Origin of the sequence: Mesorhizobium sp. B1-1-5, assembly GCF_006443065.1 — a bacterium.
In the GTDB taxonomy this organism is placed as follows: Bacteria; Pseudomonadota; Alphaproteobacteria; order Rhizobiales; family Rhizobiaceae; genus Mesorhizobium.
This window is the reverse complement of the sequence record NZ_VFWS01000063.1, coordinates 1-21,547: the sequence shown is the minus strand read 5'-3', so window position 1 is coordinate 21,547 and position 21,547 is coordinate 1. Positions and strand designations below refer to the sequence as shown.

Annotated in this window: 25 protein-coding genes; 12 read left to right on the top strand and 13 right to left on the bottom strand. The window is 63.9% G+C overall.

The genetic code is table 11. The annotated features are described in order from the left end of the window. The first annotated feature begins 149 nt into the window (after nucleotides 1-149). Nucleotides 150-305 carry a hypothetical protein gene (locus FJ980_RS18890; RefSeq protein WP_095766957.1) on the top strand — a complete coding sequence of 52 codons (156 nt, stop codon included), beginning with the start codon at nucleotides 150-152 and terminating at the stop codon, nucleotides 303-305. A gap of 109 nt (nucleotides 306-414) precedes the next feature. On the opposite strand, the gene FJ980_RS18885 is transcribed toward FJ980_RS18890, so the two are convergent. After that, the gene (locus FJ980_RS18885) at nucleotides 415-1,176 is read right to left on the bottom strand and encodes an SOS response-associated peptidase (RefSeq protein ID WP_140545311.1); all 762 of its coding nucleotides are present in this window, start codon (nucleotides 1,174-1,176) and stop codon (nucleotides 415-417) included. Between the two features lie 117 nt (nucleotides 1,177-1,293). On the opposite strand from FJ980_RS18885, the gene FJ980_RS18880 reads away from it, so the two are divergent. From FJ980_RS18880 to FJ980_RS18865, 4 genes are all read left to right on the top strand, one after another. Further along, nucleotides 1,294-1,719 (top strand): NUDIX hydrolase, encoded by a 426-nt coding sequence (locus FJ980_RS18880; RefSeq protein WP_140545309.1) that lies wholly within the window; start codon nucleotides 1,294-1,296, stop codon nucleotides 1,717-1,719. Between the two features lie 71 nt (nucleotides 1,720-1,790). Continuing rightward, nucleotides 1,791-2,168 carry a TIGR02301 family protein gene (locus FJ980_RS18875; RefSeq protein WP_140545334.1) on the top strand — a complete coding sequence of 126 codons (378 nt, stop codon included), beginning with the start codon at nucleotides 1,791-1,793 and terminating at the stop codon, nucleotides 2,166-2,168. A gap of 351 nt (nucleotides 2,169-2,519) precedes the next feature. Next, complete coding sequence (locus FJ980_RS18870; protein WP_040984202.1) at nucleotides 2,520-2,777, top strand: hypothetical protein; 258 nt, start codon at nucleotides 2,520-2,522, stop codon at nucleotides 2,775-2,777. Nucleotides 2,778-2,907: 130 nt separating this feature from the next. Then, nucleotides 2,908-3,696, top strand: a complete 789-nt coding sequence (locus tag FJ980_RS18865; protein WP_181181251.1) for a hypothetical protein — start codon at nucleotides 2,908-2,910, stop codon at nucleotides 3,694-3,696. A gap of 9 nt (nucleotides 3,697-3,705) precedes the next feature. On the opposite strand, the gene FJ980_RS18860 is transcribed toward FJ980_RS18865, so the two are convergent. The 3 genes from FJ980_RS18860 to FJ980_RS18850 form a co-directional block, all read right to left on the bottom strand. Beyond that, nucleotides 3,706-4,419: a nucleotidyl transferase AbiEii/AbiGii toxin family protein gene (locus tag FJ980_RS18860; protein WP_140545307.1), complete on the bottom strand. Its 714-nt coding sequence runs from the start codon at nucleotides 4,417-4,419 to the stop codon at nucleotides 3,706-3,708. A gap of 67 nt (nucleotides 4,420-4,486) precedes the next feature. Beyond that, nucleotides 4,487-4,711, bottom strand: a complete 225-nt coding sequence (locus FJ980_RS18855; RefSeq protein ID WP_112095792.1) for a hypothetical protein — start codon at nucleotides 4,709-4,711, stop codon at nucleotides 4,487-4,489. Nucleotides 4,712-4,761: 50 nt separating this feature from the next. Next, nucleotides 4,762-6,093 carry a dihydroorotase gene (locus FJ980_RS18850; RefSeq protein ID WP_140545305.1) on the bottom strand — a complete coding sequence of 444 codons (1,332 nt, stop codon included), beginning with the start codon at nucleotides 6,091-6,093 and terminating at the stop codon, nucleotides 4,762-4,764. A gap of 85 nt (nucleotides 6,094-6,178) precedes the next feature. Here FJ980_RS18850 and FJ980_RS18845 point away from each other — a divergent pair, with 85 nt between their 5' ends. The 3 genes from FJ980_RS18845 to FJ980_RS18835 all read left to right on the top strand — a co-directional run bounded on the left by FJ980_RS18845 (nucleotide 6,179) and on the right by FJ980_RS18835 (nucleotide 9,881). Next, on the top strand, nucleotides 6,179-7,042 hold the full coding sequence (locus tag FJ980_RS18845; RefSeq protein WP_140545303.1) for a folate-binding protein YgfZ: 864 nt from the start codon (nucleotides 6,179-6,181) through the stop codon (nucleotides 7,040-7,042). Next, nucleotides 7,042-7,680, top strand: a complete 639-nt coding sequence (locus FJ980_RS18840) for an HD family hydrolase (RefSeq protein WP_140545301.1) — start codon at nucleotides 7,042-7,044, stop codon at nucleotides 7,678-7,680. The genes FJ980_RS18845 and FJ980_RS18840 overlap by 1 nt, the downstream gene beginning before the upstream one ends. A gap of 65 nt (nucleotides 7,681-7,745) precedes the next feature. Further along, complete coding sequence (locus tag FJ980_RS18835) at nucleotides 7,746-9,881, top strand: EAL domain-containing protein (RefSeq protein WP_140545299.1); 2,136 nt, start codon at nucleotides 7,746-7,748, stop codon at nucleotides 9,879-9,881. A 45-nt stretch (nucleotides 9,882-9,926) separates the two neighbouring features. Here FJ980_RS18835 and FJ980_RS18830 read toward each other — a convergent pair whose 3' ends face one another. The 5 genes from FJ980_RS18830 to FJ980_RS18810 all read right to left on the bottom strand — a co-directional run bounded on the left by FJ980_RS18830 (nucleotide 9,927) and on the right by FJ980_RS18810 (nucleotide 15,078). Beyond that, complete coding sequence (locus FJ980_RS18830; RefSeq protein ID WP_140545330.1) at nucleotides 9,927-10,817, bottom strand: fatty acid desaturase family protein; 891 nt, start codon at nucleotides 10,815-10,817, stop codon at nucleotides 9,927-9,929. A gap of 177 nt (nucleotides 10,818-10,994) precedes the next feature. After that, nucleotides 10,995-12,458: a RimK family protein gene (locus tag FJ980_RS18825; RefSeq protein ID WP_140545297.1), complete on the bottom strand. Its 1,464-nt coding sequence runs from the start codon at nucleotides 12,456-12,458 to the stop codon at nucleotides 10,995-10,997. A gap of 4 nt (nucleotides 12,459-12,462) precedes the next feature. Further along, complete coding sequence (locus FJ980_RS18820) at nucleotides 12,463-13,560, bottom strand: GNAT family N-acetyltransferase/peptidase C39 family protein (RefSeq protein ID WP_140545295.1); 1,098 nt, start codon at nucleotides 13,558-13,560, stop codon at nucleotides 12,463-12,465. 208 nt (nucleotides 13,561-13,768) lie between these two features. After that, entirely contained in the window at nucleotides 13,769-14,563 is a 795-nt protein-coding gene (locus FJ980_RS18815) for an anti-sigma factor (RefSeq protein ID WP_140545293.1), read from the bottom strand. Next, on the bottom strand, nucleotides 14,560-15,078 hold the full coding sequence (locus FJ980_RS18810) for an RNA polymerase sigma factor (protein WP_140545291.1): 519 nt from the start codon (nucleotides 15,076-15,078) through the stop codon (nucleotides 14,560-14,562). Before FJ980_RS18810 ends, FJ980_RS18815 begins: the two co-directional genes overlap by 4 nt. Nucleotides 15,079-15,293: 215 nt before the next feature. Here FJ980_RS18810 and FJ980_RS18805 point away from each other — a divergent pair, with 215 nt between their 5' ends. Both FJ980_RS18805 and FJ980_RS18800 read left to right on the top strand, forming a co-directional pair. Continuing rightward, nucleotides 15,294-15,545 (top strand): type II toxin-antitoxin system prevent-host-death family antitoxin, encoded by a 252-nt coding sequence (locus tag FJ980_RS18805; RefSeq protein ID WP_140545289.1) that lies wholly within the window; start codon nucleotides 15,294-15,296, stop codon nucleotides 15,543-15,545. Further along, on the top strand, nucleotides 15,538-15,933 hold the full coding sequence (locus FJ980_RS18800; RefSeq protein WP_140545288.1) for a hypothetical protein: 396 nt from the start codon (nucleotides 15,538-15,540) through the stop codon (nucleotides 15,931-15,933). Before FJ980_RS18805 ends, FJ980_RS18800 begins: the two co-directional genes overlap by 8 nt. 37 nt (nucleotides 15,934-15,970) lie before the next feature. Here FJ980_RS18800 and FJ980_RS18795 read toward each other — a convergent pair whose 3' ends face one another. From FJ980_RS18795 to FJ980_RS18785, 3 genes are read right to left on the bottom strand one after another with little or no spacing between them, the layout of a single operon-like run. Next, nucleotides 15,971-16,384, bottom strand: coding sequence for a type II toxin-antitoxin system VapC family toxin (locus FJ980_RS18795; RefSeq protein ID WP_140545286.1), 414 nt, complete (start codon nucleotides 16,382-16,384; stop codon nucleotides 15,971-15,973). Continuing rightward, complete coding sequence (locus tag FJ980_RS18790) at nucleotides 16,384-16,626, bottom strand: type II toxin-antitoxin system VapB family antitoxin (protein ID WP_140545284.1); 243 nt, start codon at nucleotides 16,624-16,626, stop codon at nucleotides 16,384-16,386. Before FJ980_RS18790 ends, FJ980_RS18795 begins: the two co-directional genes overlap by 1 nt. Nucleotides 16,627-16,685: 59 nt before the next feature. Next, nucleotides 16,686-19,463 (bottom strand): DUF2339 domain-containing protein, encoded by a 2,778-nt coding sequence (locus FJ980_RS18785; protein WP_140545282.1) that lies wholly within the window; start codon nucleotides 19,461-19,463, stop codon nucleotides 16,686-16,688. Nucleotides 19,464-19,813: 350 nt separating this feature from the next. On the opposite strand from FJ980_RS18785, the gene FJ980_RS18780 reads away from it, so the two are divergent. Next, nucleotides 19,814-20,278 (top strand): NUDIX domain-containing protein, encoded by a 465-nt coding sequence (locus FJ980_RS18780; RefSeq protein ID WP_140545280.1) that lies wholly within the window; start codon nucleotides 19,814-19,816, stop codon nucleotides 20,276-20,278. Nucleotides 20,279-20,290: 12 nt separating this feature from the next. Here FJ980_RS18780 and recO read toward each other — a convergent pair whose 3' ends face one another. Continuing rightward, the gene (gene recO, locus FJ980_RS18775) at nucleotides 20,291-21,049 is read right to left on the bottom strand and encodes a DNA repair protein RecO (RefSeq protein ID WP_140545278.1); all 759 of its coding nucleotides are present in this window, start codon (nucleotides 21,047-21,049) and stop codon (nucleotides 20,291-20,293) included. Nucleotides 21,050-21,150: 101 nt separating this feature from the next. Between recO and FJ980_RS18770 the strand changes: the two genes are divergently transcribed. Further along, nucleotides 21,151-21,360, top strand: a complete 210-nt coding sequence (locus tag FJ980_RS18770; protein WP_348640661.1) for a DUF1778 domain-containing protein — start codon at nucleotides 21,151-21,153, stop codon at nucleotides 21,358-21,360. Nucleotides 21,361-21,547 lie beyond the last annotated feature (187 nt).

Here is a 21,547-nt window from a genome sequence, read left to right as displayed (position 1 = left end):
TTGGATCACAGGTAAAGACAGGCCGAAACATTTTATTAAACATGTCGGCACAGTGATGAAACATTCGCCGGCTAGACCGCCAGAAGTCACGATTTGGTCGGAATCGACCGCCAAACGCTGAACACGAAACGGTTACCAGGGAGAGAATCATGGCTCGCACCAAGCAGGAACAGGACCGACAAACGCAGCCGGCTCTCGCGAGCCACTACCGCGCGATCGGCCCGGCGGCCATCGTGGCAGCGCTTCTTCACACCGCGAAGAAGAAGAAGCCGACGCAGAAGATCGTCTCGCCGCGCGCCGCCTGACAACAACGACCGGCTCGGTCCCCGACCATGGGACGCCGGCGATGAGGGCGCAAACAAGCGCCTTGGAGATGAAGGCCCCAAAGCAGCCTCTCGAGGCGAGCAGCCTTCGCTAAAAGAGCGTCATCTGGTTTTCGTCCGCGCCGGGTTTCTGGCGCCTGGGCTTTTCGGCCTGTGGCGAAATGATGCCGCGCCCCTGGATCTCCGGCCCGGTGTTGGCGACCTTGTTGACCAGGTCTGAAACCGGAATCGCCTCGAAGAAATCGGGCTCGGCGGGCTTCAACAGGTCGAGCACGTCGCGAGGCTCCTGCGTGCGGCAATCGAGCCAGCGGGCGAAGTCGCACTCCTCGACCACCACGGGCATGCGGTCATGGATATGGGCGATGCCGGCATTGGCCTCGGTCGTGAGGATCGCGCCGGTGTCCATCTCCGAGCCGCCTGGTTCGGCATAGGTCTCGATCAGGCCGGCGAAGGCAATCATCCCGCCTCGCTTCGGCCGGATCCAGTAAGGCTGGCCCTTCTTGCCGCCCGACTGCTGCCATTCGTAAAAGCCGGAGGCCGGCACCAGAGCACGGCGGTGGCGCATGGCGGATTTGAACGAAGCCTTTTGCAGCACGCCTTCGGAGCGGGCGTTGATGAGCAGCGGAAACGCCTTGGTGTCCTCGACCCAGGTGGGAATCAGGCCCCAGCGCACCAGCATCGCCTGGCGGTCCGGCAAGTTCGAGCCCGGCTCCCGCCGCGGCCCGGCAAGCGCCATAAGCACCGGCTGCGTCGGCGCGATGTTGTAGCGCGCCGGAAATTCCTCCAGCTCGGCCAGGCCGAGCAAGGCGGCGGTCTGGTCCGGCGTGGCGGTCAGGGCAAAGCGTCCACACATGGATCTGGGTTCTTCGATTGACGTTCCACGAAAGTGGCGATGGAACCGCCATGCCGCAACGGCTAAAGCTGGATTCGCCCAATCGATCCACAAAAGGCTGCAGAAAGATCGGCACGCATGGAACAGCGCAAGATCATACCGGCTGTTTCCGTCGCCGTCGTGCGCGGCGGCACCGTGCTTCTGGTCAAACGCGCGCGGGCGCCGTCGCAAGGGCTCTATGCCTATCCCGGCGGCAAGGTCGAGCCGGGCGAGACGCTTGCGCAAGCCGCGGCGCGCGAGTTGCAGGAAGAGACCGGGCTCGAGGCGACAGGCTACCGGCCGCTGCGCGACTTCCATATTGACGGCCATGCTGAAAACCACGCGGTCGACTACCTGCTGACGGTGTTCGGCGCGGCCTATGCCGGCGGCGAACCCGTCGCCAGCGACGACGCCGAGACGGCGGCGTTCTACACGCTGGCGGAAATGGCAGGGATGCCGCTGGCGGGCGACGTGTTCTCGGTCGCCGAAGAATTACTCGGCCCCGCACAAGACCCCAGGCGGTGAGCGTCCAGAATGGCCTTGCAGGCGACAAAATGTTTCGCCACAAGACCCTGCTCTTTCATCGCAAGGCTTTGATGACCCGCGCTTCCGCTTTTCTCGCCGCGTGCCTCGCCGTCAGCATGACCGTCGCAGCGTCCCCGGCGCCCGCCGCCGAGGCGCCTTTCGAGCCCGGGCTGATGCGGCTGGCGGAAGTGCTGGGATCGCTGCATTTCCTGCGCAACCTGTGTGGCGAGAAGGGCGACAAGTGGCGGGGCGAGATGGAAAAGCTGCTCGAATCGGAAAATCCCGATCCCGACCGGCGCGCCCGTTTCATCGCCTCGTTCAACCGCGGCTACCGCTCCTTCAGCGGCACCTACACGCGATGCACGCCGTCGGCGACCGAGGCCATCGCGCGCTACATGAAGGAAGGCGAGACGTTGTCGCGCGACATCGCCTCCCGCTACGGGAATTGAGCCCGGCTCGACCGCTGCGCGTTTTGCGCAGATTTGTTGCGGGCAATGGCGCCAATGTGACGTGTCTTATTGTGTCCTGTCCCGTCTGGTGCAATCATGTGTTGCACTTGCGCAACAGTATTAACGAAACGTTAGCGCGCAGTTGTGGAATTAACTCAAACTGAAGGTTTCGATGCCCCAAGCCGGTCTAATCGGCTAAGCTCGGCATCGATTGAGGGCAGTCTCGCCCGGAATGTGGATTTCGACCGTAAAAATGTCGTATTTACAAAGACTTAATTGAGACTGCGGACGAACTGACAGACCAAGCCGGATCCCTCGTCGGATCGACGCTTGCAGAAAGTGGACATCGCAATGGAACATGGTGTCAGCGACATCGACGCTTTGGTCAGGGAAGAAAAGCGGCTGACCGCCGTGGAGAGCCACAGCGAAGCGTGGGCCGAGGGCCTGTCGGCCGGCATCGAACCGGAAATCATCGCCGAAGCGGCGCTGGAGACCGCTTTCGGCGAGATGTTGCGCGCCAATGGCGAGACCTCCGCGCTTGCCCTGCTCGACCGCATGCGGGAAAAAGTGATCGCCGGCGCGTTCGAGCCGGAACGGCTGAAGCACTAGCCACCTGTTTTGACAGCGACTTTTTGATAGTGACTTTTGACGGCGACGCGCCGTTTGGGCATCATGTCCATGCGCTCGGACATTCAATGTGCCGGCCGGGCCGAACCCGGGAACCATGGAGAGGCAGGCGGTGAGATTTTCGATGTCAGGCCGGCCGCGCGGGCCGGCCCTCAGCATCCTGATCGCCGCTTCCTGCCTGGCGCTGCCTCTGTGCCTCACCAGCACGCCCTCCTACGCACTGAGCGAGATCCAGCGCGAGGACCTGCCTTCGCCGGTCACCCCGCCCGCCAATAGTGACAGCGCCGCGCCCGGCGCTGCCGTGCCGATGCCGGAGACGCCCGGCACCAAGCCCGCGGACGGCCAGCCGGCCGACGACACCGACAAGTCGGAGCCGGAGACGCCGCCCGCCAATGGCGGCATCACCAGCCCGCGCGCAGACCCTGACGCGCCGCCGCCCGCGGTCGTCTACGACCTCAACACGCTTCCCGAACCGGTCAAGCGCATGCACGGGCTGCTCATCGAGGCCTGCCGGACCGGCGACATCGAGAAGCTGAGGCCGCTGATCGGCACGGGCGAGGCGATGACGCAATTGTCGCTGGGCGACATCGACGGCGACCCCGTCACCTTCCTCAAGAGCCTCTCGGGCGACGGCGACGGCCAGGAAATCCTCGCCATCCTGGAAGAGGTGCTTTCGGCCGGCTACGTCCATGTCGACACCGGCACGCCGCAGGAACTCTATGTCTGGCCGTATTTCTTCGCGCTGCCACTCGACAAGCTCGATGCAAGGCAGCGCGTCGAATTGTTCAAGCTGGTCACCGCCAGCGACTATGACGACATGAAGCAGTTCGGCGCCTACATCTTTTACCGCGTCGGCATCACGCCGACGGGACAGTGGCTGTTTTTCGTCGCCGGGGATTGAGCGGGAAACTTATCTCTTCCCGGCCTCCGGCCAGATGCGAGCCGCTTCCTCTCGCAAGGCAGAAATGGCGTCGGCGCTCACCGCAGGGTCCATTTGCAAGACCTCGGCTGCGTCGCGGAGTTCGCGTTTGTCCCGGAGCTTACCCACCACCCAGGCAATTTTGCGTTCGATGTCGGGTCCATAAGCAGTTTGCGCCTTGTCGAGGGCTTCGGTTGGGATTTGCCCATACGCTTTAACCAGCATCCCGAGATCGAAGGCATCTCGATATGCGACGGCACGATCCTGGCATCGATCGGCATTCGCCAGCAGCTTCTCGGCAAACATGTCTGCAGGAACAAGGGCCGGTATCCCCAGATCGTCGTCAAAATGACCACGCAAATCGATGCGGCCCTCCCGGACGACTTCGAACCGGATCGGTTGATCCGTCAGGCGCAACACCGTCCTCAGGCCATATTGGTCGATCTGAAAGTCCCGAACAGCTTCGACGGGCTCAGGAAAAAAGGCTCGAACGCCGAATTCCGATGCTCGTGTCCGCAGCTCGCGGTAGCCGCCGGCATCGGCGCAAAGAAAATCCAGATCCAGTGACCGGCGATATTCGCCAAGCTTCATGACAATGGCTGTGCCGCCGCCAAACCAGCATTGGTTCGCCGTCAGAAAGTCGCGATCCATCAGCCCGAGGGCTTTGGCAATCACCCTATGTTCCGGTTTTTCGAACGCCTTCATGATTTCTACCCGCAATATTCCTGTCGGGCGCGGTGATGGCGCGCATCGAGGACAACAAGATGAGTTATCACGATGTGGTCAGAAGGATGCCGTGGCCGAATTCGTCGGCCAATTTCATGATAAGCAGCTTCTCACGCGCCGTAAGGCGCTTTTGGTCGACAAAGCGCCAGTTGCGTTCGTAAAGCGCAAAGGCCTCTTTCGCGGGAATAGGGCGCGCGACATCGCGGTTCCAGGCGAGCGCCTGGAGCTCAGGAAACTCCGCAGGAATGATCGGCGCAATATTCGCGGTCATAGCCCACTCAAGATAATGCAGAGCGCTTAACAAATCCAATGTCGGTGGGATCAGGCCGGCAGCGCCTCGGAGAACTCCACCGCCCTGCCCTGGCCGGGTGTCGCGATCTCGCCTTCCCACATGACGCGCACGCCGCGCACGATGGTGCCGACCGGCCAGCCGGTGACCTCTTTGCCGTCATAGGGCGTCCATCCGGCCCTGGAGCCGGCCTGCGCGTTGGTGATGGTCTCGCGCCGCTTCATGTCGACGATCGTGAAATCGGCATCGTAGCCGGCGGCGATGCGGCCTTTCCTGGCCATGCCGAAAATGCGCTGCGGACCATGGCTGGAAAGGTCGACGAAGCGCTGCAGGCCGAGCCGGCCGGCATTGACGTGGTCGAGCATGATCGGCACCAGCGTCTGCACGCCGGTCATGCCGGACGGCGAGGCCGGATAGGTCTTCGCCTTCTCGGCCAGCGTGTGCGGCGCGTGGTCGGAGCCAAGGACATCGACGATGCCCTGCGAAATGCCGTGCCAGACGCCTTCACGATGGCGTGGCGCCCGCACCGGCGGGTTCATCTGGATCAGCGTGCCAAGCCTGGCATAGTCGTCGGCGCTCAACGTCAGGTGATGCGGCGTGGCCTCGCAGGTCGCGACATCCTTGTGCTGCTCGAGGAAGACGATCTCCTCGGCCGTCGAGATGTGCAGCACATGGATGCGCGCACGTGTCTGCCTGGCGATGCGCACCAGCCGCTCCGTGCAACGCAGCGCCGCGATCTCGTCGCGCCAGACCGGATGCGACGAGGGATCGCCCTCGACGCGCTCGCCGAGCCGTTCGCGCAGGCGGAACTCGTCCTCCGAATGGAAGGCGGAGCGGCGGCGGGTGTTGCGCAGGATCGAGGCGACGCCTTCATCGTCCTCGACCAGAAGATCGCCGGTGGACGAGCCCATGAACACTTTTATGCCGGCCGCGCCCGGCAGCCGCTCCAGTTCGCCGACATCGCGAGCATTGTCGCGCGTCCCGCCGACCCAGAAGGCGAAGTCGCAATGCATGCGCCCGGTGGCCCGCCGCACCTTGTCGGCGAGCGCGGCCTCACTGGTGGTCAAAGGGTTGGTGTTGGGCATTTCGAAGACGGCGGTGACGCCGCCCAGCACCGCGGCGCGGGAGCCGGTTTCCAGATCCTCCTTGTGCTCCAGCCCCGGTTCGCGAAAATGCACCTGGCTGTCGACGACGCCCGGCAGGATGTGCAGGCCCGTGCAGTCAATGGTTTCGCCAGCCGAAGCCTGGCCGAGATCGCCGATCCGCGCGATGCGTCCGGCCTTCACGCCGATGTCGCGCCGGCCCTCGCCGTCATGGTTGACCACCGTGCCGCCTGTCAGGATGAGGTCGAAGGTGGTTGCCATGGGCAGGTCCAATCTCTTGCGGGGGGAGTGTGGCCGGCTTACGTAATGACCGGACGTTTTGCAAGATCAGGCCGATTTCACGCTCATGCCCTTTGCCCAAATCAAAGACCGCGCGCTCATTTCCGTGTCAGGCCCCGATGCCGAGCACTTTTTGCAGAACATCCTCACCACCGACCTCGACGCCCTCGGCCGGGGTCAGGCAAAACCTGGCGCGCTGCTTTCGCCGCAGGGCAAGATTCTGTTCGATTTCCTGGTCTCGCGCGCCGGCGACGATGGCTTCCAACTGGAATGCCGGGCCGACATCGCCGATGACTTCGTGCGCAGGCTGATGCTTTACCGGCTAAGGGCAAAGGCCGAGATCGCCAAGCAGGATCAGGTGCTTGTCACAGTCGCATGGGGTGATGATTCAACCGCCTCACGTTCTGATTCAAGCGCGCTTGCCGACATGCGGTTTCAAGATATCACGGTTACGCGCACTTATGGCGGCGAGGCGCGGGACGGCGGCGACCCGAATGGCTGGCTGAACATGCGCATCGGCTACGGCATTGCAGAAAGCGGCTCCGACTACCAGCTTGGCGACGCCTTCCCGCACGACGTGCTGCTCGACGAGACGGGGGGCGTCGGCTTCAAGAAGGGCTGCTATGTCGGCCAGGAAGTGGTCTCGCGCATGCAGCATCGCGGCACCGCGCGGCGCCGTGTGCTGATCGCCGTCGCAGCCGGTCCGCTACCGCCGGCCGGCGCGGAGGTGACGGTCAATGGCCGGCCGGTCGGCATTCTGGGTTCGTCAAACGAGGGGCGCGGCCTCGCCATCGTGCGCACCGACCGCGTCAAGGCAGCGATCGACGCTCACGATTCGATCAGGGCCGGCGAGACGCCAATCATGCTTGCTATCCCGCACTGGGCGAAATTCACCTTCCCGCAGGATGCGGCCAGCGCGGAGGAGGCCTGATGGCTGCCGACCGGGCCGGCGCTCCGCCGCGCGCCTGGCAACGCATGCTGTCCGGCCGGCGGCTCGACCTGCTCGATCCCTCGCCGCTCGACATAGAGATCGCCGATATCGCGCACGGGCTCGCCCGCGTCGCGCGCTGGAACGGCCAGACCAGAGGCGACCACGCCTTCTCGGTGGCGCAGCACTCGCTGCTGGTCGAAGCGCTTTATGGCGAACTGGCACCCGAGGCCACGGCCGAGGCGCGGCTGGCAGCGCTGCTGCATGATGCGCCGGAATATGTCATCGGCGACATGATCTCGCCGTTCAAATCGGTGATGGGCGGCTCCTACAAGGATTGCGAGCTGCGCCTGCAGCGCGCCATCCATCTGCGTTTCTCGCTGCCGGCGGAGCTCGCCGCCTCCTTGCGCAACGACATCAAGCGCGCCGACCAGATCGCCGCCTATTACGAGGCGACGCTGCTGGCTGGCTTTTCGACCGCTGAGGCGACCGAGTATTTCGGCCGGCCGCGCGGCTTCTCCGCCGATCGCTTCGACTTCACGCCAAAATCCGTGACCTGGGCGCAAACAGCTTTTCTGAAGCGTTTCAAGACGCTGGAAGCCAGGCGCCAGTCGTCGCTTGCCGTGAATACAACCCCATGAAAGAACGCTAAATTAACCCGCGGCCGCGACAGTATTGCGTTCGGTCACGATCCGAAGGCGTGCTCATGCCCGGCGCACATGTCAAGACTGGTTCGGTCGTCGGCAGGCGAAAGACGTCCGGCATTGGTCCATCCCGGCGAATCGCAGAAGAACTTCGCGCGCAGAACGAGCGCTTCGCGGCCGCTGTCGAGAACATGTCGCATGGCCTGTGCATGTTCGACGCCGATGAGCGGATGATTATCTGCAACCGCAACTACATCGACATCTTCAGCCTGGACGCCAAAGTGGTGAAGCCCGGCATTCGTTTCCTCGACATCCTGCAGCACAGCGTCGACATCGGCATCGCCTCGCAGAGCGCGAGCGAGCTTTATGCCATCCGCAAGCCTTACATCGACGGCGCCAGGGCTTCGACTTATGAGGAAATCCTGTCGGACGGGCGCATCATCGTCATTTCGCACCGGCCGATCGCCGTCGGCGGCTGGGTGTCGATCTACGAGGATGTGACCGAGGAGCGGCGCGCCGAGGCCGAGTTGAAAGAGCAATACCGCCGCTTCGATGCCGCGCTGGCCAACATGTCGCAAGGCCTGCTGATGTACAGCGCCGAGGGCCGGCTCATCGTGCGCAACCAGCGCTTTCTGGACCTGTGCAACGCCGAGGCGTCGGATTTCACGCTCGGCATGACGCATCGCCAGATGCTGGACAAACTCATTCGCCTCGGCATCTTCGCACCGCTCGAAATCGACATCGAAGTCGGAAAATCCAAGGCAAGGCTGGATGCCGGCCAGTCGCACGCGAGCTATCGCGAGCTGGTCGACGGCCGAACGCTCTTCGTCCAGCGGCGACCGCTGGCCGGCGGCGGCTGGGTGGCGACTTTCGAGGACGTCACCGAGCGCCGGCGCACCGAAGAGCGCATGACGCATCTGGCGCATCACGACACGCTCACCAATCTGCCCAACCGCTCGATGTTTCGCGAAAAGCTGGACCATGCGCTTGGCGAGGCAAAGCCGCTGGCAATCCTCTCGCTCGACCTCGACCGCTTCAAGGCCGTCAACGACACGTTCGGCCATCCGGCCGGCGACTGGCTGCTGCAATGCGTCGCCAAGCGGCTGCAGCACGCCGTGCGCAGCAGCAAGGACGTGGTGGCGCGCTTCGGCGGCGACGAATTCGCCATCATCCAGTCGGGCATCAGGAGCGCCGCCGACGCCGAAAAGCTCGCCAAGCGCATCGTCGAGATCGTCGGCAAGCCTTATCGCGACAAGGGGCGCGAGATGCATGTGGGCGTGAGCCTCGGCATCGCGCTCTATCCCGGCGACGGACACGACGCCGACACGCTGCTCACCAACGCCGACATGGCGCTCTACCGGGGCAAGAGCGAAGGGCGCAACGTCTACCGCTTCTTCGAGCAAGGCATGGATGCCCTGATGCGCGAGCGCCGGGCGCTCGAGGCCGATCTCGAGGCAGCGCTGTCCAGGCGCGAATTCGAACTCGACTTCCAGCCGATCCTCGACATCGGCTCCGGCAAAATTGTCGGCGCGGAAGCCCTGATGCGCTGGCGCTCGCGGTCGCGCGGCCTGGTGTCGCCGGAAAACTTCATCGCGGTCGCCGAGGAAACCGGACTGATCGTGCAGCTCGGCGATTGGGCGCTGCGCAAGGCTTGCAACGTGGCGGCGAACTGGCCGCCGGACATGCGCATGGCCGTCAATGTCTCGGCCGCGCAGATCAAGAGCGGCGGCTTCGCTCGCAGCGTGATCTCGGCGCTTGCCTTTTCCGGCCTGCCGGCCAACCGGCTGGAGCTCGAAATCACCGAGACGGTGATGATGGACGAAAGCGACGCGGTGCTGAAGACGCTGAGCCAGTTGCGCGGTCTCGGCGTGCGCATTGCGCTCGACGATTTCGGCACCGGCTATTCCTCGCTCGGCTACCTCCGGCGCTTCCCCGTCGACAAGATCAAGATCGACCGCTCCTTCATCCGCGATCTCGACAAGCGCGACACGGCGGCGATCGTGCGCACGGTGATCGGGCTCGGGGCAGAGCTCGGCATCACCGTCACCGCCGAAGGGGTCGAGACCGAAGCGCAGCTCGACACGCTGCGCAAAGCCGGTTGCGGCGAGGCGCAAGGCTTTCTGATCGGCGTGCCGGCCAAGGCGTCCGACATTGGCGGGCTGCTGCGCTCGCAGGCGCTGCTGCGCCAGTCAGGCTGAGGACCCAGGCGCGTCGCATCAAAGGTCGGGGCGACGCGCTTCAAGTCAACGCAGTGCCTCTATGTATTTCTCGTGGAAAGAGACATAGCCTGGCTCGACCACCTTGAGGTGCCGCTCGATCAGGCGGTGGAATTCCGGCAGCTGGTGGAACGGCACGCCGGGATAGGCGTGGTGCTCGGCATGATAAGGCATGTTCCAGGCGAGCTTGCGCACGAACCGGTTGGTCAGTGTGGTCCTGGTGTTTTCCAGCATGTTGGCGACGAAGGGACAGCGGCCGTGCTCAGCCAGCAGATAAAGCCTCAGGAACGGTTGGCCGAGCAGCGCCGGCGCGATCCAGACATAGAGCAGCACCGAGGCCTTGAACCAGACCGCCAGCGCCAGCAAGACGACATAGAAGGCGATCATCGCGCGCGCCTCGGCCTTTACTTTCGGCAAGCCCTTCGGCGGCACGTAGCTGTCGCGGCAGCGCCCCATCGCATTGGTGTAGAGCGTCTTGAAATGCCCCCACCACACCGGCAGCCCGGAGACGTAGACGATGTATTGCCGCATCGTCTCGGGCTTCGGGAATGCGAGCTCCGGATCGTTTTCGGGATCCTGGGTGAAGCGGTGATGGGCGAAATGGAAGTAGCGGAACCAGTCGGCCGGCAGCGCGAGCGCCAGGCTGCAGAAGCGCGCGACGGTATCGTTCAGCCACTGCGTTTCGAACGCCGTCCTGTGCACCGTTTCATGCAGCGGCGTGAACAGGAACACGATCAGAATGCCCTGCGGCAGCATCAGGACCGGCCAGAACGGCACCTTGGCCGCGATCAGCGCGCCGAGGAGGACGATCGCGCCGAGATGGAGCGCGAGGTGGACAAGGGCCGGCCCATCTGATTTGCCGGTCAGCTGGCTGCGCTCCTCATTCGTCAGCGAGGCTATCACGGAACGATGATCGATGGCTGCGTCGGGGTCGATTGCGGTCATGAGATCACGATAGCCAGAGGGAATTGAGGAATTGGAGAACTGGAGAACTGGAGAACTGGGAAGCGAGGACGAATGACTCGGCTAGACACCCAATTCTTCAATTCTTCAATTCTTCAATTCCTCAGTCCCCCAACTCCCCTCCTCCGGCCGCTACTTGTCCGGCCTTTCCAGGCGCTCCAGGAACCACTGCGTCAGCCGCACCCAGAGTTCGTCCTTTTCGCCGGAATCCTCCCAGCCATGGTCGAGGTTGGGATTGTCGTTGACCTCGATGACGAAGACGCCGTCCTTGGTCTCCTTGAGGTCGACGCCGTAGAGCCCGTCGCCGATGCATTTTGCCGCCCGCACCGCGGTTTCGACGACATGCGGCGGCGTCTGCTTCAGCGTGAACGTCTTGATGCCGCCCTGGTCGGGCTTGCCGCTGGCCTTGTGGTTGACGATCTGCCAGTGCTTCTTCGCCATCAGATAATGCACGGCAAACAGCGGTTGGCCGCCGAGCACGCCGACGCGCCAGTCATATTCGGTCGGGATGAATTTCTGCGCGATCAAGAGATCGGAATCGTCCAGCCATTCGGTCGCGAGCTTGGTCAGCTCCGCCATGTTCTCGCATTTCTTGACGCCGCGCGAGAAAGACGAATCCGGGATCTTCAGCACCAGGGGGAAGCCGAGCGTCTGCGCCGCCACTTCGAAGTCGGACGTGCCGGCAATCATCACCGTCGGCGGCACCGGCACCTTGTTGTAGGTCATCAGCTCGTTGAGATAGACCTTGTTGGTGCAGCGGATCATCGACAGCGGATCGTCGATTACCGGCATCCCTTCCTGCTGGGCGCGGCGCGCGAAGCGGTAGGTGTGGTTGGAGATCGACGTCGTCTCGCGGATGAACAGCGCGTCGTAATTGGCGAGCTTGGCGAGGTCCTTCCTGGTGATCGGCTCGACCTCGACGCCCATCTTCTCGGCGATCCTCGCCCAATAGCGCAGCGAGGAAATCTCCGACGGCGGCAGTTCCTCATGCGGATCGACCAGCGTCGCGAACGTATAGCGCGCCGGCGTGCGGCCCTTGGTGTCGCGCCATTCGCGGTTGGTGTAGGTGTCCAGGCATTGCAGGAAGAACTCTTCCTCATCCTCGGACATGCGGGCAAGCGGCAGGAAACCGATCTTGCGGATCGAGGCCCATTCGGCGCTGTCCTTGATATGGACCTCGAGCGCCGGCGCGCGGAACCAGTCGAACAACAGCTTGGCGAAACGATCCCATACTTTCGACGGACCGATGCCGAAGAAGATCGCTACCTTGGCCGGAAAAATCCCGCCGAGATCCTTGCGGCATTTGTTCAGGGCAAGCTCGAGCTCCGGCAGCGCGTGCTCGTAGAGCTTGCGCTCCGAGAGGTCGATCATGGTCTCGACGGTCGGGATCACCCTGTGGCCGCGCGAGCCCGCGAGAAGCGAGGCGTAGTAGCCGCGGCTCTGGTAGCCGTAATTGTTCGACAGGTTGATCACCTTCGGCCGCTGGCCGCGGAACAGCGCCGGATGCGCGAGATAGTCGCGGTTGGTGATGATCTTGTGGGGTGTGGCCACCTGATCGAGATCGTTCTGCCTGCCTGTCAGGATAACCCAGGTCATTGTCTCAGCGTTTTCCCAGAGTGATTGCGGCGCGCAAACCATCGCGGCCGAACTGCGCCATATTCATGAAGATGTCGTAGGGCACCGGAATGTTCGCGGCATCGAGGATCGTTTCCTGCCTTTCATCCTCGACCCAGGGATCGTGGATCAGGATATGGTCGCCATCGTCGCCGATGGCCAGCACCCAATGCGGCACCTTCTTGCCGAACATCAGGAAGCCACTGATCAGGACCACAACCAGCTTGCCCTCGGCAAGGGCGTCACGGATGTCGCCGATGCCGAACGGACGGTAGTTGACAGGGACGCCGTAGAGTTCGGCGCGACGGCGGAAATCGACCTGGGCAAGCTCCATCACCCGGCGCTTGTCCACGCTCCTCACCGACTGGAGGAACAACGCGCCGTAAAAGGAGACGAATATCTCGGCCGCAAGTCCGCTCTCGTAGCCGGCGACCGCCAGGCCGAAAGGCTCGCAGCCGCCAGGGCCGGACATCATGAAGACTGTGGTCGCCTCGCGCCACAGGCGGATTTCCATAACCGGATCGGGCACGAAGCCAGGATCGAAATTGGCCATCGCCATCATCAGGCAGCAAGGGCCGCAGGTGAACTCGCAGGTCTGCTGGTAGAACGGCACCCTGGTCGCGGTCGGGGTGTCGCCGCGCAGCGTCTTTTCGTAGCGCAGCGCCGTGGCGCCATCCTCGTAATAATCGGGCTCGCGGCCCAGTTTTCGATAGCCGGCCTGCTCGTAGATACGAATGGCGCGATCGTTGTCCTCGCGCACTTCGAGGCGCAGCAACAGCCGGTCGTGCTCGAAGGCCGCTTCCTCGGCGGCCGCCAGCAGAAGGCGGCCGATACCGAGCCGACCGAAGAACGGGCCGACGGCGATGGAATAGAGCCGCGCCACGCCGCTGCCCTTGCGAAACAGCACCACCGCATAGCCGGCGACACGGCCCTCGTTCTCAGCCACCAGCATCTCGGCGGTTTCACGTTCGATGAACTGGCGGAAGGAGCGGCGCGAGAGCCTGTCGCCCGGAAACACCGCCTTCTCGATGGCGGCGAGGTCATCGACGTCTGACGCACGGGCCTTGCGGATCTCGGCAGGCATGCGGGCTTGGGAGAACCTCGATTGGGTTAAAGAAAACGGCCCCGGTGGATGCGTCGCGAACACCGGCCGAACCGCCAGTATTCATCAAGCGCTATCGCTCCTTGATTAGGGCTGAATTGTGACAGTTTCCGCCCCGGCTGGAAAGGGCAAAGCATTTGAACAGGATTGCCGTTCAAAGGGCTGCCGGCCGCCGAAAAAGGCAGCCGGTTCAGCTCGATATGCCTGCCACGAGCTGGCCATAAGCGGTTTTTGCGACATCCGACAGCCGCTCCGGCGGCAACGAGCCGACGACGGCGCAAGCATAGCCTTTATCCAGCCAGTAGACCGCCTCCGGTCCGCCCCCCTCGGCAGTATAGGTGCCCTTGGACGTCGCCGACGATTCGGCGGTGACGAAGAGCGAGATGCGCTCGCCCTTGGCGTCCTCGTAGAGCAGCATCGCCGCCTTGCCCTGGCCGCCGGCCGGCAGCAGCCGGCCACCGACCAGTTGAAAGCCCTCGGCCGCCAGGTCGGGCGCAACCAGCTTCAGCCCGACTCGGTTCGACAGCCAGGCCTGGAGATGGTCCTTGTCGCTTGCCGGGACCTCGACGGCATGGCGCTTCTCGGCGGCGTAGAGGACATGGGCGGCGATCGCCTGCTCGGCGAGCTGGTCGTCGCCGTCGTCACCGCGGCTGACGCTGTCGATGCCGGCGACATAGCCGCCGAGGCCGCCCACGGCGAACACAACGGCGGCCGCGGCCGAGAGCCACCAGCGCGAACGCCAAGTCGATGCCTTTGCAGGCGCCTGGCCGAGCAATGCCTGCCGCAGCCTCGCCGGGACCGGCTCGTCCATCACGCCGGCCAGGGCGGCGCGCATGGCGGCGCGGTCGGCGATGTAGCGCGCGGACTTTGCCTTCATCTCGGGATTGGCCTCGAGCCAGGCGTCGTAAGCCATGCGCTCCTCGCCCGGCAGCTCGCCGTCGAGGGCCATATGGATATCGCGTTCGGAGAAATCGCGGCGGGTCATTTCTCAACAATCCTTATCGAGCGGCGGCGCGAGCCGTCGTCGAGCAGTCCACGCAGTTCGTCGCGGCCGCGCGCAATGCGCGACATCAGCGTGCCGGCCGGCACGCCAAGGATGTTGGCGGCCTCGGCATAGGAAAAACCCTCGATTGCGACCATCACCAAGGCCGCGCGGCGATCGGGGCTGATCGCCTGCAAGGCATCCATGATCTCGCGCGAGGCGATGGTCTCGACCTGATCGGCGGGTGCGGCTTGGGCTTCACCGGCTTCGAGAGGCAATATCGCCGCCTCGCCGCGCCGGTTGACCTTGCGCATCTGGTCGATGAACAAGTGATGCATGATCGTAAACAGCCACCTCCGGGGGCTTTCTCCCGTTTGCCAGTTGTCGAGCCGCACAAGCGCCCGCTCCAGGCAATCCTGGACGAGGTCGTCGGCGGAATCGCGGTCGCGAAGCAGCGAGCGCGCGTAGCGCCGCAACCGCGGTATCTCGCTTAGGATCGCTGCCTTCTTGTCGTCCATGACCGCTTGTTTCGAGGTCGCTGTCCATCCGGATAGAACGCGCCTTCGCGGCGCGGTGCAAGCAGTCAGCGCGAAGCGGCCCAACCGCTGCGGTTACCCAAGCACATGAATAACGCCGGCAGAGGCCAATTTATTCCCGCAGCAACCGACCCAGGAATTGATTGTCTTAGTTACGTAAAATACCTATAATAGATGAATTACGTATGAGGCCTGCGATGAAGCAATTCACCTTCTCAGACATGAACCGCGCTTCGGGGGAGATACTCGAAACGGCAATGATCGAGCCCGTAGCGCTCACGAAACGCGGCAAGGAGAAACTTGTCATCCTTTCAGCCAGTCAATACCGCAAGCTCGTCAGCATGCCCCATGCGGCCGCTTACACGCTCGAGGGTGCACCGAACGACGTCCATAATGAACTGATGTCCGGGCTCGAAGCGGTCATAGCCGGTGAAGAGCCTGATGCTTAAGCCGGGCGACCTGCTCCGATATTATTATCTTTGGGCGCGGCAGGCGAAGGCTGGCGAGGAATCCGGCCGAAAAGCGCGCCCTGTCTGCATCGTGGTCAGAACCCCGGCTACGCCTGCCGCGCTGTTCCTGTTTCCGCTTACCTCGCAAAAGCCGGACCCGTCCCGACTATACATCGCAATCAGTGAAATCGAGTGCCGCAGAGGCGGGCTCGACTTTCCCTCATGGCTCATCATCGACGAATACAACCGCGTACGGGTCGATGAGGCGTATGATCTCGTCTCCACCAAGCCAATCGGCGCTTTCAGTCCGGCGTTTGTCCGCAAGATTGCCAGCATCATCAAGCAAGCAGCAGAACAACACCGCCTGCAAGGCACTGTCCGTAGGTAACAGCGACGCGCCGGCTATCCGATTGTCGAAGCTAAGATCATGCCAAATCCGTCAGCAGGAAATCGCCACCCTTATAGAGCAGCGAAACGCCGAGAGTTTTCGCACAGGCATAGGCAAAACAGTCGCCAAGGTTCAGATCGGCTTGATGACCGACGGCCTTGCCATAGCGCGCGCTTGCATCGATAGCGCGCGAGCCGATTTCGTCGCCGATCGGCACATTTTCTCCGCCAATTTCCAAAATCAGCTGGTCCACCAGATCGCGAGCCTTCAGGAGAGCTTCAGCGGTCGGCTTGCGGGAACCCGCGCCGGCCCGCGCCAGAGCCTGTGTCGCCTCAAAGCGGACCATCGCGGAGACGTAGAAGTCGACAGTTCCGGAGAGCTGTTTGGACAATTCTTCCCAGCCTGGTTCCTGGTTGAGGACGGCGACGATCACCGAAGCGTCGACAAACATCAATCTTCCCACATCTCATCGGTGAATTTCTTCATGTCGAAATCGGGATTGGGCAGACCGATCTTCTTCGCCTCCGCCTGAAGCCTGACGATCCGATCGCGCAGCGGCACCTTGGCGCGATGGCGTTCCAGTTCGTGCAAAAGCGCGGTCCGCACGGCTTCGGTCTTGCTGGTCGCATTGGTCTCGCGCTGCAATTTTGCAGCCAGCGCATCGACCTCGTCGTCGCGAATGTAGAGCGGCATGAATATCTCCTATTGGATATTCATATATTCCATTTTGAATATCCAAACAAGTCGACGCACTACGCTTCCCTCGCCGCCCTTGTCAGCAGCCGTTGATAGAACAGCCCTATGCCGATCAGCACGGCACCGAGACCGATGAAGGACAGCGCACGCAGCACGCCTTCGAGCTCCGACATGTCGAAGAGAAAGACTTTCAGCACCGCGACCGCGATCAGCGCCGCCGACGCGATGCGCAGCACCTGCGATTTCAGCCAGACGCCGGCGGTGAGCAGCGCAACGCCGATGACCAGCCAGAGCGCCGAATAAGTGTAGGTCTCGAGCTGGCCCAGCCCGCTCCACAGGGCGATGAACTCGCCCTTGAACAGGCGGCGCACCGAGAGCGTGGCATAGGCGAAGGCAAGCAGCGCGGCGATCAGCGCCAGCATCGCCGCATACCATCGCGGGCGCTTGTCGCGGACATAGAGCGCCAGCGCGCCGGCGGCGACCGCCGGCAGCAGATAGGCGAGAAACAAAAGGTTGAAGACGGGAACCGTGCCGGTCGACTCGTCCGTCAGCAGCGGGTTCAGCACCACGAAATGCTGGACGGCGATCAGGCCAGCCGAAACCACGCCGGCGGCCATCGAGCCATAGCGCAGGACCGAGCTCGGCGAACGCATGTCGATGGCGACCAGTATGGCGCCGGCGCCGAGCGCGATTAGCGTGTAGATCGCCTGTTCGGCAAGAGTGACGGTGCCGGTGTCGATGACGCCGCCATGCATGGCATGGCGCACCAGCATGGCAATGGTGAGCAGCGCGAACAGCGCCGACGCCGCCTCCAAGGCAAGGCGCGGGCGGCCATTGGTGGTGCGGGCGAGTTGCCAGGCGGCGAAGCCGAAGGCGAGCGCCGGCACGCCATAGCCCGGCAGCAGCCAGTTGAAGACCGGCGTCCTGGCGAGAGACGCCGCGCCGACGATGGTCGGATCGAAGGCGACGCGGCCGAGCACGGCGACCGCCACGCCGACCGCGATCCAGCCCAGCACCGGGTAGGAGCGCCAGCGCGTGGCCAGTGCCGGGACGACAGCGGCGGCGCCGAGCAGCAGGGTCGTCCAGCCGGAGCCGAAAGCCATGTGCAGCATCAGCAGGCCGGCGACGCCGGCTCCGCCGAGCGCGAATGACACGGCCGGGCCGCCGGCCAGCGGCGGCCGCTCGGCGCGCGCGATCCATTCGCCGCCGGCGGCGAAGGCGAGCGCCAGCAACAGGGCCGGCAGCGCATAGCCGAGGTCGCGGTCGACATCGCCAAAAGTCAACCACAGCGCCAGAAGCACCACCAGCGGGGCAATGGCGCCCCAGGCGGCCCAGCAGGCTGCGCGCAAGGGAGCGGCAGCGGCGAAGCGGCGTGCCGCCCAGAAACCGGCGGCGAGGAAGATCATGCCGAGCGCGACGCCGATGCGGAACGTCAGCGCATCGGACGACGCCAAAGGCTGTGCGTCGAGCCCGACATCGAGCGCATTTGCGCCGATCGTGGCGGGCGGGATGATGCCCAGATAGATCAGCACGGTCGCGATGCCTGCGGCAAAGACGAGCGGAAGCGCGCGCGGCCGGTAGAGCGCCACCGCGACCAGAGCGGCCAACAGGATCGCCCCGTGCAAGGCATCGCCGGCGTTGGCAAAGGCTGGATCGACGGACAGGCCGAGCGCGCTCAAGGCGATGAAGAAGCCGGGCACGATCGACGGCCAATCGAAGCCGCGCGCCGTATCGTCGCGGCCAGTAACCAAGAAAAGGCCGAGCCAGACGAAAGCCAGCACGGCGAGCGTCGCCAGGCTGATGAACAGGACAGCGGCGAGGTTCACCTCCGGCGCGTCGACCATGTAGAGAATGGTCCAGACGCCGGCGCCGGCGAAGGCCGCGGCCACCAGCGCCTTCCAGTCGCGGATGCGGGCGATTGCCGCCGTGGCGGCAAGCACGATCGCGAGATAGCCGAATAAGGCCCAGGGATTGGGTGCTTCCGAGGCGACCAGCGCCGGCGTGACCATGGCGCCGACGAGGCCGATGCCGGCCAGCGCCAGGCCATGCAGGAGCGAAGCGCCAATGGTCGCGACGCCGATGACGCCAAGCAGCGCGAAGGCCGTCGCCGGACCGATGAAGCCATAGATGGCGTGCGCCGCGTAGACCGTGCCGAACAGGATGAAGGCGCCCGCCCCGGTCAGAATCGCGGGGATGTAGGCGCCGGCGGCGCCCTGCACCGGCACCCTGAAGCCGGTGCGGCGGATGAATTCGGCGCCGGCAATCAGCACCAGGCCGAGGATGCCGGCCATGGCGAGGCGCACGCCAGGGCCGAAAATGCCGGCCTCGATGGTGTAGCGGATCAGGAACAGGCCGCCCAGCGCCAGCGCGATGCCGCCGACCCAGACTGCCCAGCGCGTGCCCAGCGCTGTTTCAACATCGGTTTGGCGCGCTGCTCTGGGGGCCGCGGGAGATCCGGCTGCGGGCGTTTCGACCACGGAAGCAGCGTGCGCCGGTTCGGCCGTCCCGGCGGACTGCGCGGGGACCGTCCTGCCCTTCGTCCAGGGTCCGGCCACGGACTCGCTTTCGGTGACCTCGGGCGTCGTGACGACCTCCTCGGCCTCGGTTGTGCCCTCCGCCAACGGCGCGGCAGGCGCCGAGGCTGCCTTGGCTTGCTCGGCAAGACCTTCCTGCGCGGCGTCCGCCGCGTTGGGCGCCGACTGCGAAGCTCCAGGCTGCACAAGACCGCGCAGGATACCGAGCTCGCGCTCGACCAGCGCGATGCGGTTCTGCTGTCGTGACACGATGACGAAAAGAGCTATGACGGCGGCAATGGCGATCAGGCTGAAAAACATGGCGGTTTCCCTCAAAACCAGACCGGTCGTGGCCAAAGAATGCGGCAATGAGACGGCTGGTGCAAATCAGCGTCTTGCCGGCTAAACGCGTGTCGCGCCGAGACGGAGTCAGGCGACGCGCCTTTAGTCATTGTTTTGGTGCATGTCGTTCTCCCAAAACCGCTGCGCACTTTTGGGGCGACATGCACTGACAAGATCGAGCATGTTTCGTTGCCGATTGCCAGCAGCTTGCGGGTTCATCCAATGCCGGGCCGCCGAGGCGCCGGCATTGCCGGCGAGATTACGTGACCTCTGCCGCGGAATGCTCATGCTATTCTCGCGCGGGCGAAGAAAATGCCGCGAGGTGACGGATGCCGCAAAAAAGCGCTGGCCTGCTGATCCACAGGCGCACCGCCGGTGTGTTCGAATTCCTGCTCGTCCACCCGGGCGGGCCGTTCTGGGCAAGAAAAGATGAAGGCGCGTGGACCATCCCGAAAGGACTGATCGGCGACAACGAGGATGAGCTCGAGGCCGCCAAGCGGGAAGCAGAAGAGGAGCTCGGCGTCGCCGTCGACGGCGATTTCCGGCCGCTCGGCAGCTACAAGCAGCCGGGCGGAAAGATCGTCATCGCATGGAGTGTCGAAGCGGACATCGATGCGGATGCCGTCAGGAGCAATATGTTCACGATGGAGTGGCCGCCAAAATCGGGGACCATGAAAGCGTTTCCTGAAGTCGACAAGGCCGGCTGGTTTTCGCTGCCCGAAGCCGGCGTCAAAATTCTCAAGGGCCAGCGCCCCATGCTCGACGATTTCCTGGAGCGACGCGGCGCCGAATAGGCGGCTGCCTTGCTATCCTGCCTCGCCCGCAATCGCCCTCACCGCCGCATGATGCCGGCGCAGGGCGGCGAGGAAGCCGGCGCGGGCGTCGGGCGGCTCGAGGCCACGAGGCTCGTAGACGTGACGGGTGAAGAAGAAGCCGCTCAGCCGGAACGCGTCCTCCAGGGCCGCCGCATCGGCGCGCAGGCCGGAGCCGCGCTGCAGGAAGGCCGGCAGCGCCAGCATCTTGTCGTGCCAGGGCGCGCCGGCCTCGCGCGACACGGCGCGCCCGGATTTCGGAGAGACATAGGCGAGATCCTGCCTGGTGCCGGTCGCCGCGCATTGGCTGAGATCGAGGCCGAAGCCTAGTTCATCGAGGATGAGCAGCTCGAAACGCGCTACCAGCTCTCCCGCCGCGTCGGCATCATCGAGATGCGAGATCATCACGGCAAGCGCCTCATAGAGCCCGCCATGAGCGTCGCGCTCGGGCAGGAGCCTCAGATGCGCGGCCATGGTCTGCAGGCCATAGACGGCGACGGCGCTGTCCATCAGCCGCGCGGCGTTCATCTCGATCGCTTCGGCCTGGAAGATGCCGAGATGCTCGTCGAGCCGCGCCCGCCACAGAAGGTCGACGCGGTTGCCGGGCTGCAGCACCGGCTGCTGCTTGCGCGAGCGCCCGCCCCGCACCAGACCGAGATGGCGGCCATGGGCACGCGTCATCACCTCGAGGATGGCGCTGGTTTCGCCATGCTTGCGAGTGCCGAGAACGATTCCCTCGTCGCGCCATTCCATGAGACGAGCTTTTCACCCGTTGGGTGGCGAAATCAAGTTGGATGCTGAACGTGGCTTCTCAGAAGAACCCTGCACAGACAGCTAATTCCGGCTAGTATGGAATGCATCTGATCAAAGGAACGATCATGCCCGGACCATCGAGCAACGATACCCATCGATACAGCGCCATACCGGGCGGCGTTATCACAGTGGCCGAAACGATCAGGGTGTCCGAGAGCGATTTCAGGCGAATCCTCGAACTGCTTGATCATAGCCCACGGCCCAACGCGAAATTGCGGGCCGCCATCGCGGCGCTACCCAGTCCAATTTGACGCGGTGACGATTGGGGCTAGTTTCCCGACACAGGGATTTTGAAAGGTTGCCGTTTGTCTTGGTGCAAGATTCTCCGTTCATTTGCGTGAAATCAGCGCAAACGCCGGGAATTGGTTGAAGCCGCCCCAACCTCGTCATTCTATGGCGGAGCAAGGAGCGAAGCTCCGTCGCGAAGACCCTGGAATC

Coding starts and splice junctions, on each gene's coding strand:
- FJ980_RS18850 (WP_140545305.1), bottom strand. CDS start 6,093: ATGGCAACCACCTTCGACCTCATCCTGACAGGCGGCACGGTGGTCAAC.
- FJ980_RS18810 (WP_140545291.1), bottom strand. CDS start 15,078: ATGGACGACAAGAAGGCAGCGATCCTAAGCGAGATACCGCGGTTGCGG.
- FJ980_RS18855 (WP_112095792.1), bottom strand. CDS start 4,711: ATGACCGCGAATATTGCGCCGATCATTCCTGCGGAGTTTCCTGAGCTC.
- FJ980_RS18860 (WP_140545307.1), bottom strand. CDS start 4,419: ATGAAGGCGTTCGAAAAACCGGAACATAGGGTGATTGCCAAAGCCCTC.
- FJ980_RS18890 (WP_095766957.1), top strand. CDS start 150: ATGGCTCGCACCAAGCAGGAACAGGACCGACAAACGCAGCCGGCTCTC.
- FJ980_RS18795 (WP_140545286.1), bottom strand. CDS start 16,384: ATGTTTGTCGACGCTTCGGTGATCGTCGCCGTCCTCAACCAGGAACCA.
- FJ980_RS18770 (WP_348640661.1), top strand. CDS start 21,151: ATGCATCTGATCAAAGGAACGATCATGCCCGGACCATCGAGCAACGAT.
- FJ980_RS18815 (WP_140545293.1), bottom strand. CDS start 14,563: ATGACCCGCCGCGATTTCTCCGAACGCGATATCCATATGGCCCTCGAC.
- FJ980_RS18885 (WP_140545311.1), bottom strand. CDS start 1,176: ATGTGTGGACGCTTTGCCCTGACCGCCACGCCGGACCAGACCGCCGCC.
- FJ980_RS18820 (WP_140545295.1), bottom strand. CDS start 13,560: ATGCCTGCCGAGATCCGCAAGGCCCGTGCGTCAGACGTCGATGACCTC.
- FJ980_RS18805 (WP_140545289.1), top strand. CDS start 15,294: ATGAAGCAATTCACCTTCTCAGACATGAACCGCGCTTCGGGGGAGATA.
- FJ980_RS18790 (WP_140545284.1), bottom strand. CDS start 16,626: ATGCCGCTCTACATTCGCGACGACGAGGTCGATGCGCTGGCTGCAAAA.
- recO (WP_140545278.1), bottom strand. CDS start 21,049: ATGGAATGGCGCGACGAGGGAATCGTTCTCGGCACTCGCAAGCATGGC.
- FJ980_RS18825 (WP_140545297.1), bottom strand. CDS start 12,458: ATGACCTGGGTTATCCTGACAGGCAGGCAGAACGATCTCGATCAGGTG.
- FJ980_RS18780 (WP_140545280.1), top strand. CDS start 19,814: ATGCCGCAAAAAAGCGCTGGCCTGCTGATCCACAGGCGCACCGCCGGT.
- FJ980_RS18840 (WP_140545301.1), top strand. CDS start 7,042: ATGGCTGCCGACCGGGCCGGCGCTCCGCCGCGCGCCTGGCAACGCATG.
- FJ980_RS18880 (WP_140545309.1), top strand. CDS start 1,294: ATGGAACAGCGCAAGATCATACCGGCTGTTTCCGTCGCCGTCGTGCGC.
- FJ980_RS18875 (WP_140545334.1), top strand. CDS start 1,791: ATGACCCGCGCTTCCGCTTTTCTCGCCGCGTGCCTCGCCGTCAGCATG.
- FJ980_RS18870 (WP_040984202.1), top strand. CDS start 2,520: ATGGAACATGGTGTCAGCGACATCGACGCTTTGGTCAGGGAAGAAAAG.
- FJ980_RS18845 (WP_140545303.1), top strand. CDS start 6,179: ATGCCCTTTGCCCAAATCAAAGACCGCGCGCTCATTTCCGTGTCAGGC.
- FJ980_RS18835 (WP_140545299.1), top strand. CDS start 7,746: ATGCCCGGCGCACATGTCAAGACTGGTTCGGTCGTCGGCAGGCGAAAG.
- FJ980_RS18785 (WP_140545282.1), bottom strand. CDS start 19,463: ATGTTTTTCAGCCTGATCGCCATTGCCGCCGTCATAGCTCTTTTCGTC.
- FJ980_RS18800 (WP_140545288.1), top strand. CDS start 15,538: ATGCTTAAGCCGGGCGACCTGCTCCGATATTATTATCTTTGGGCGCGG.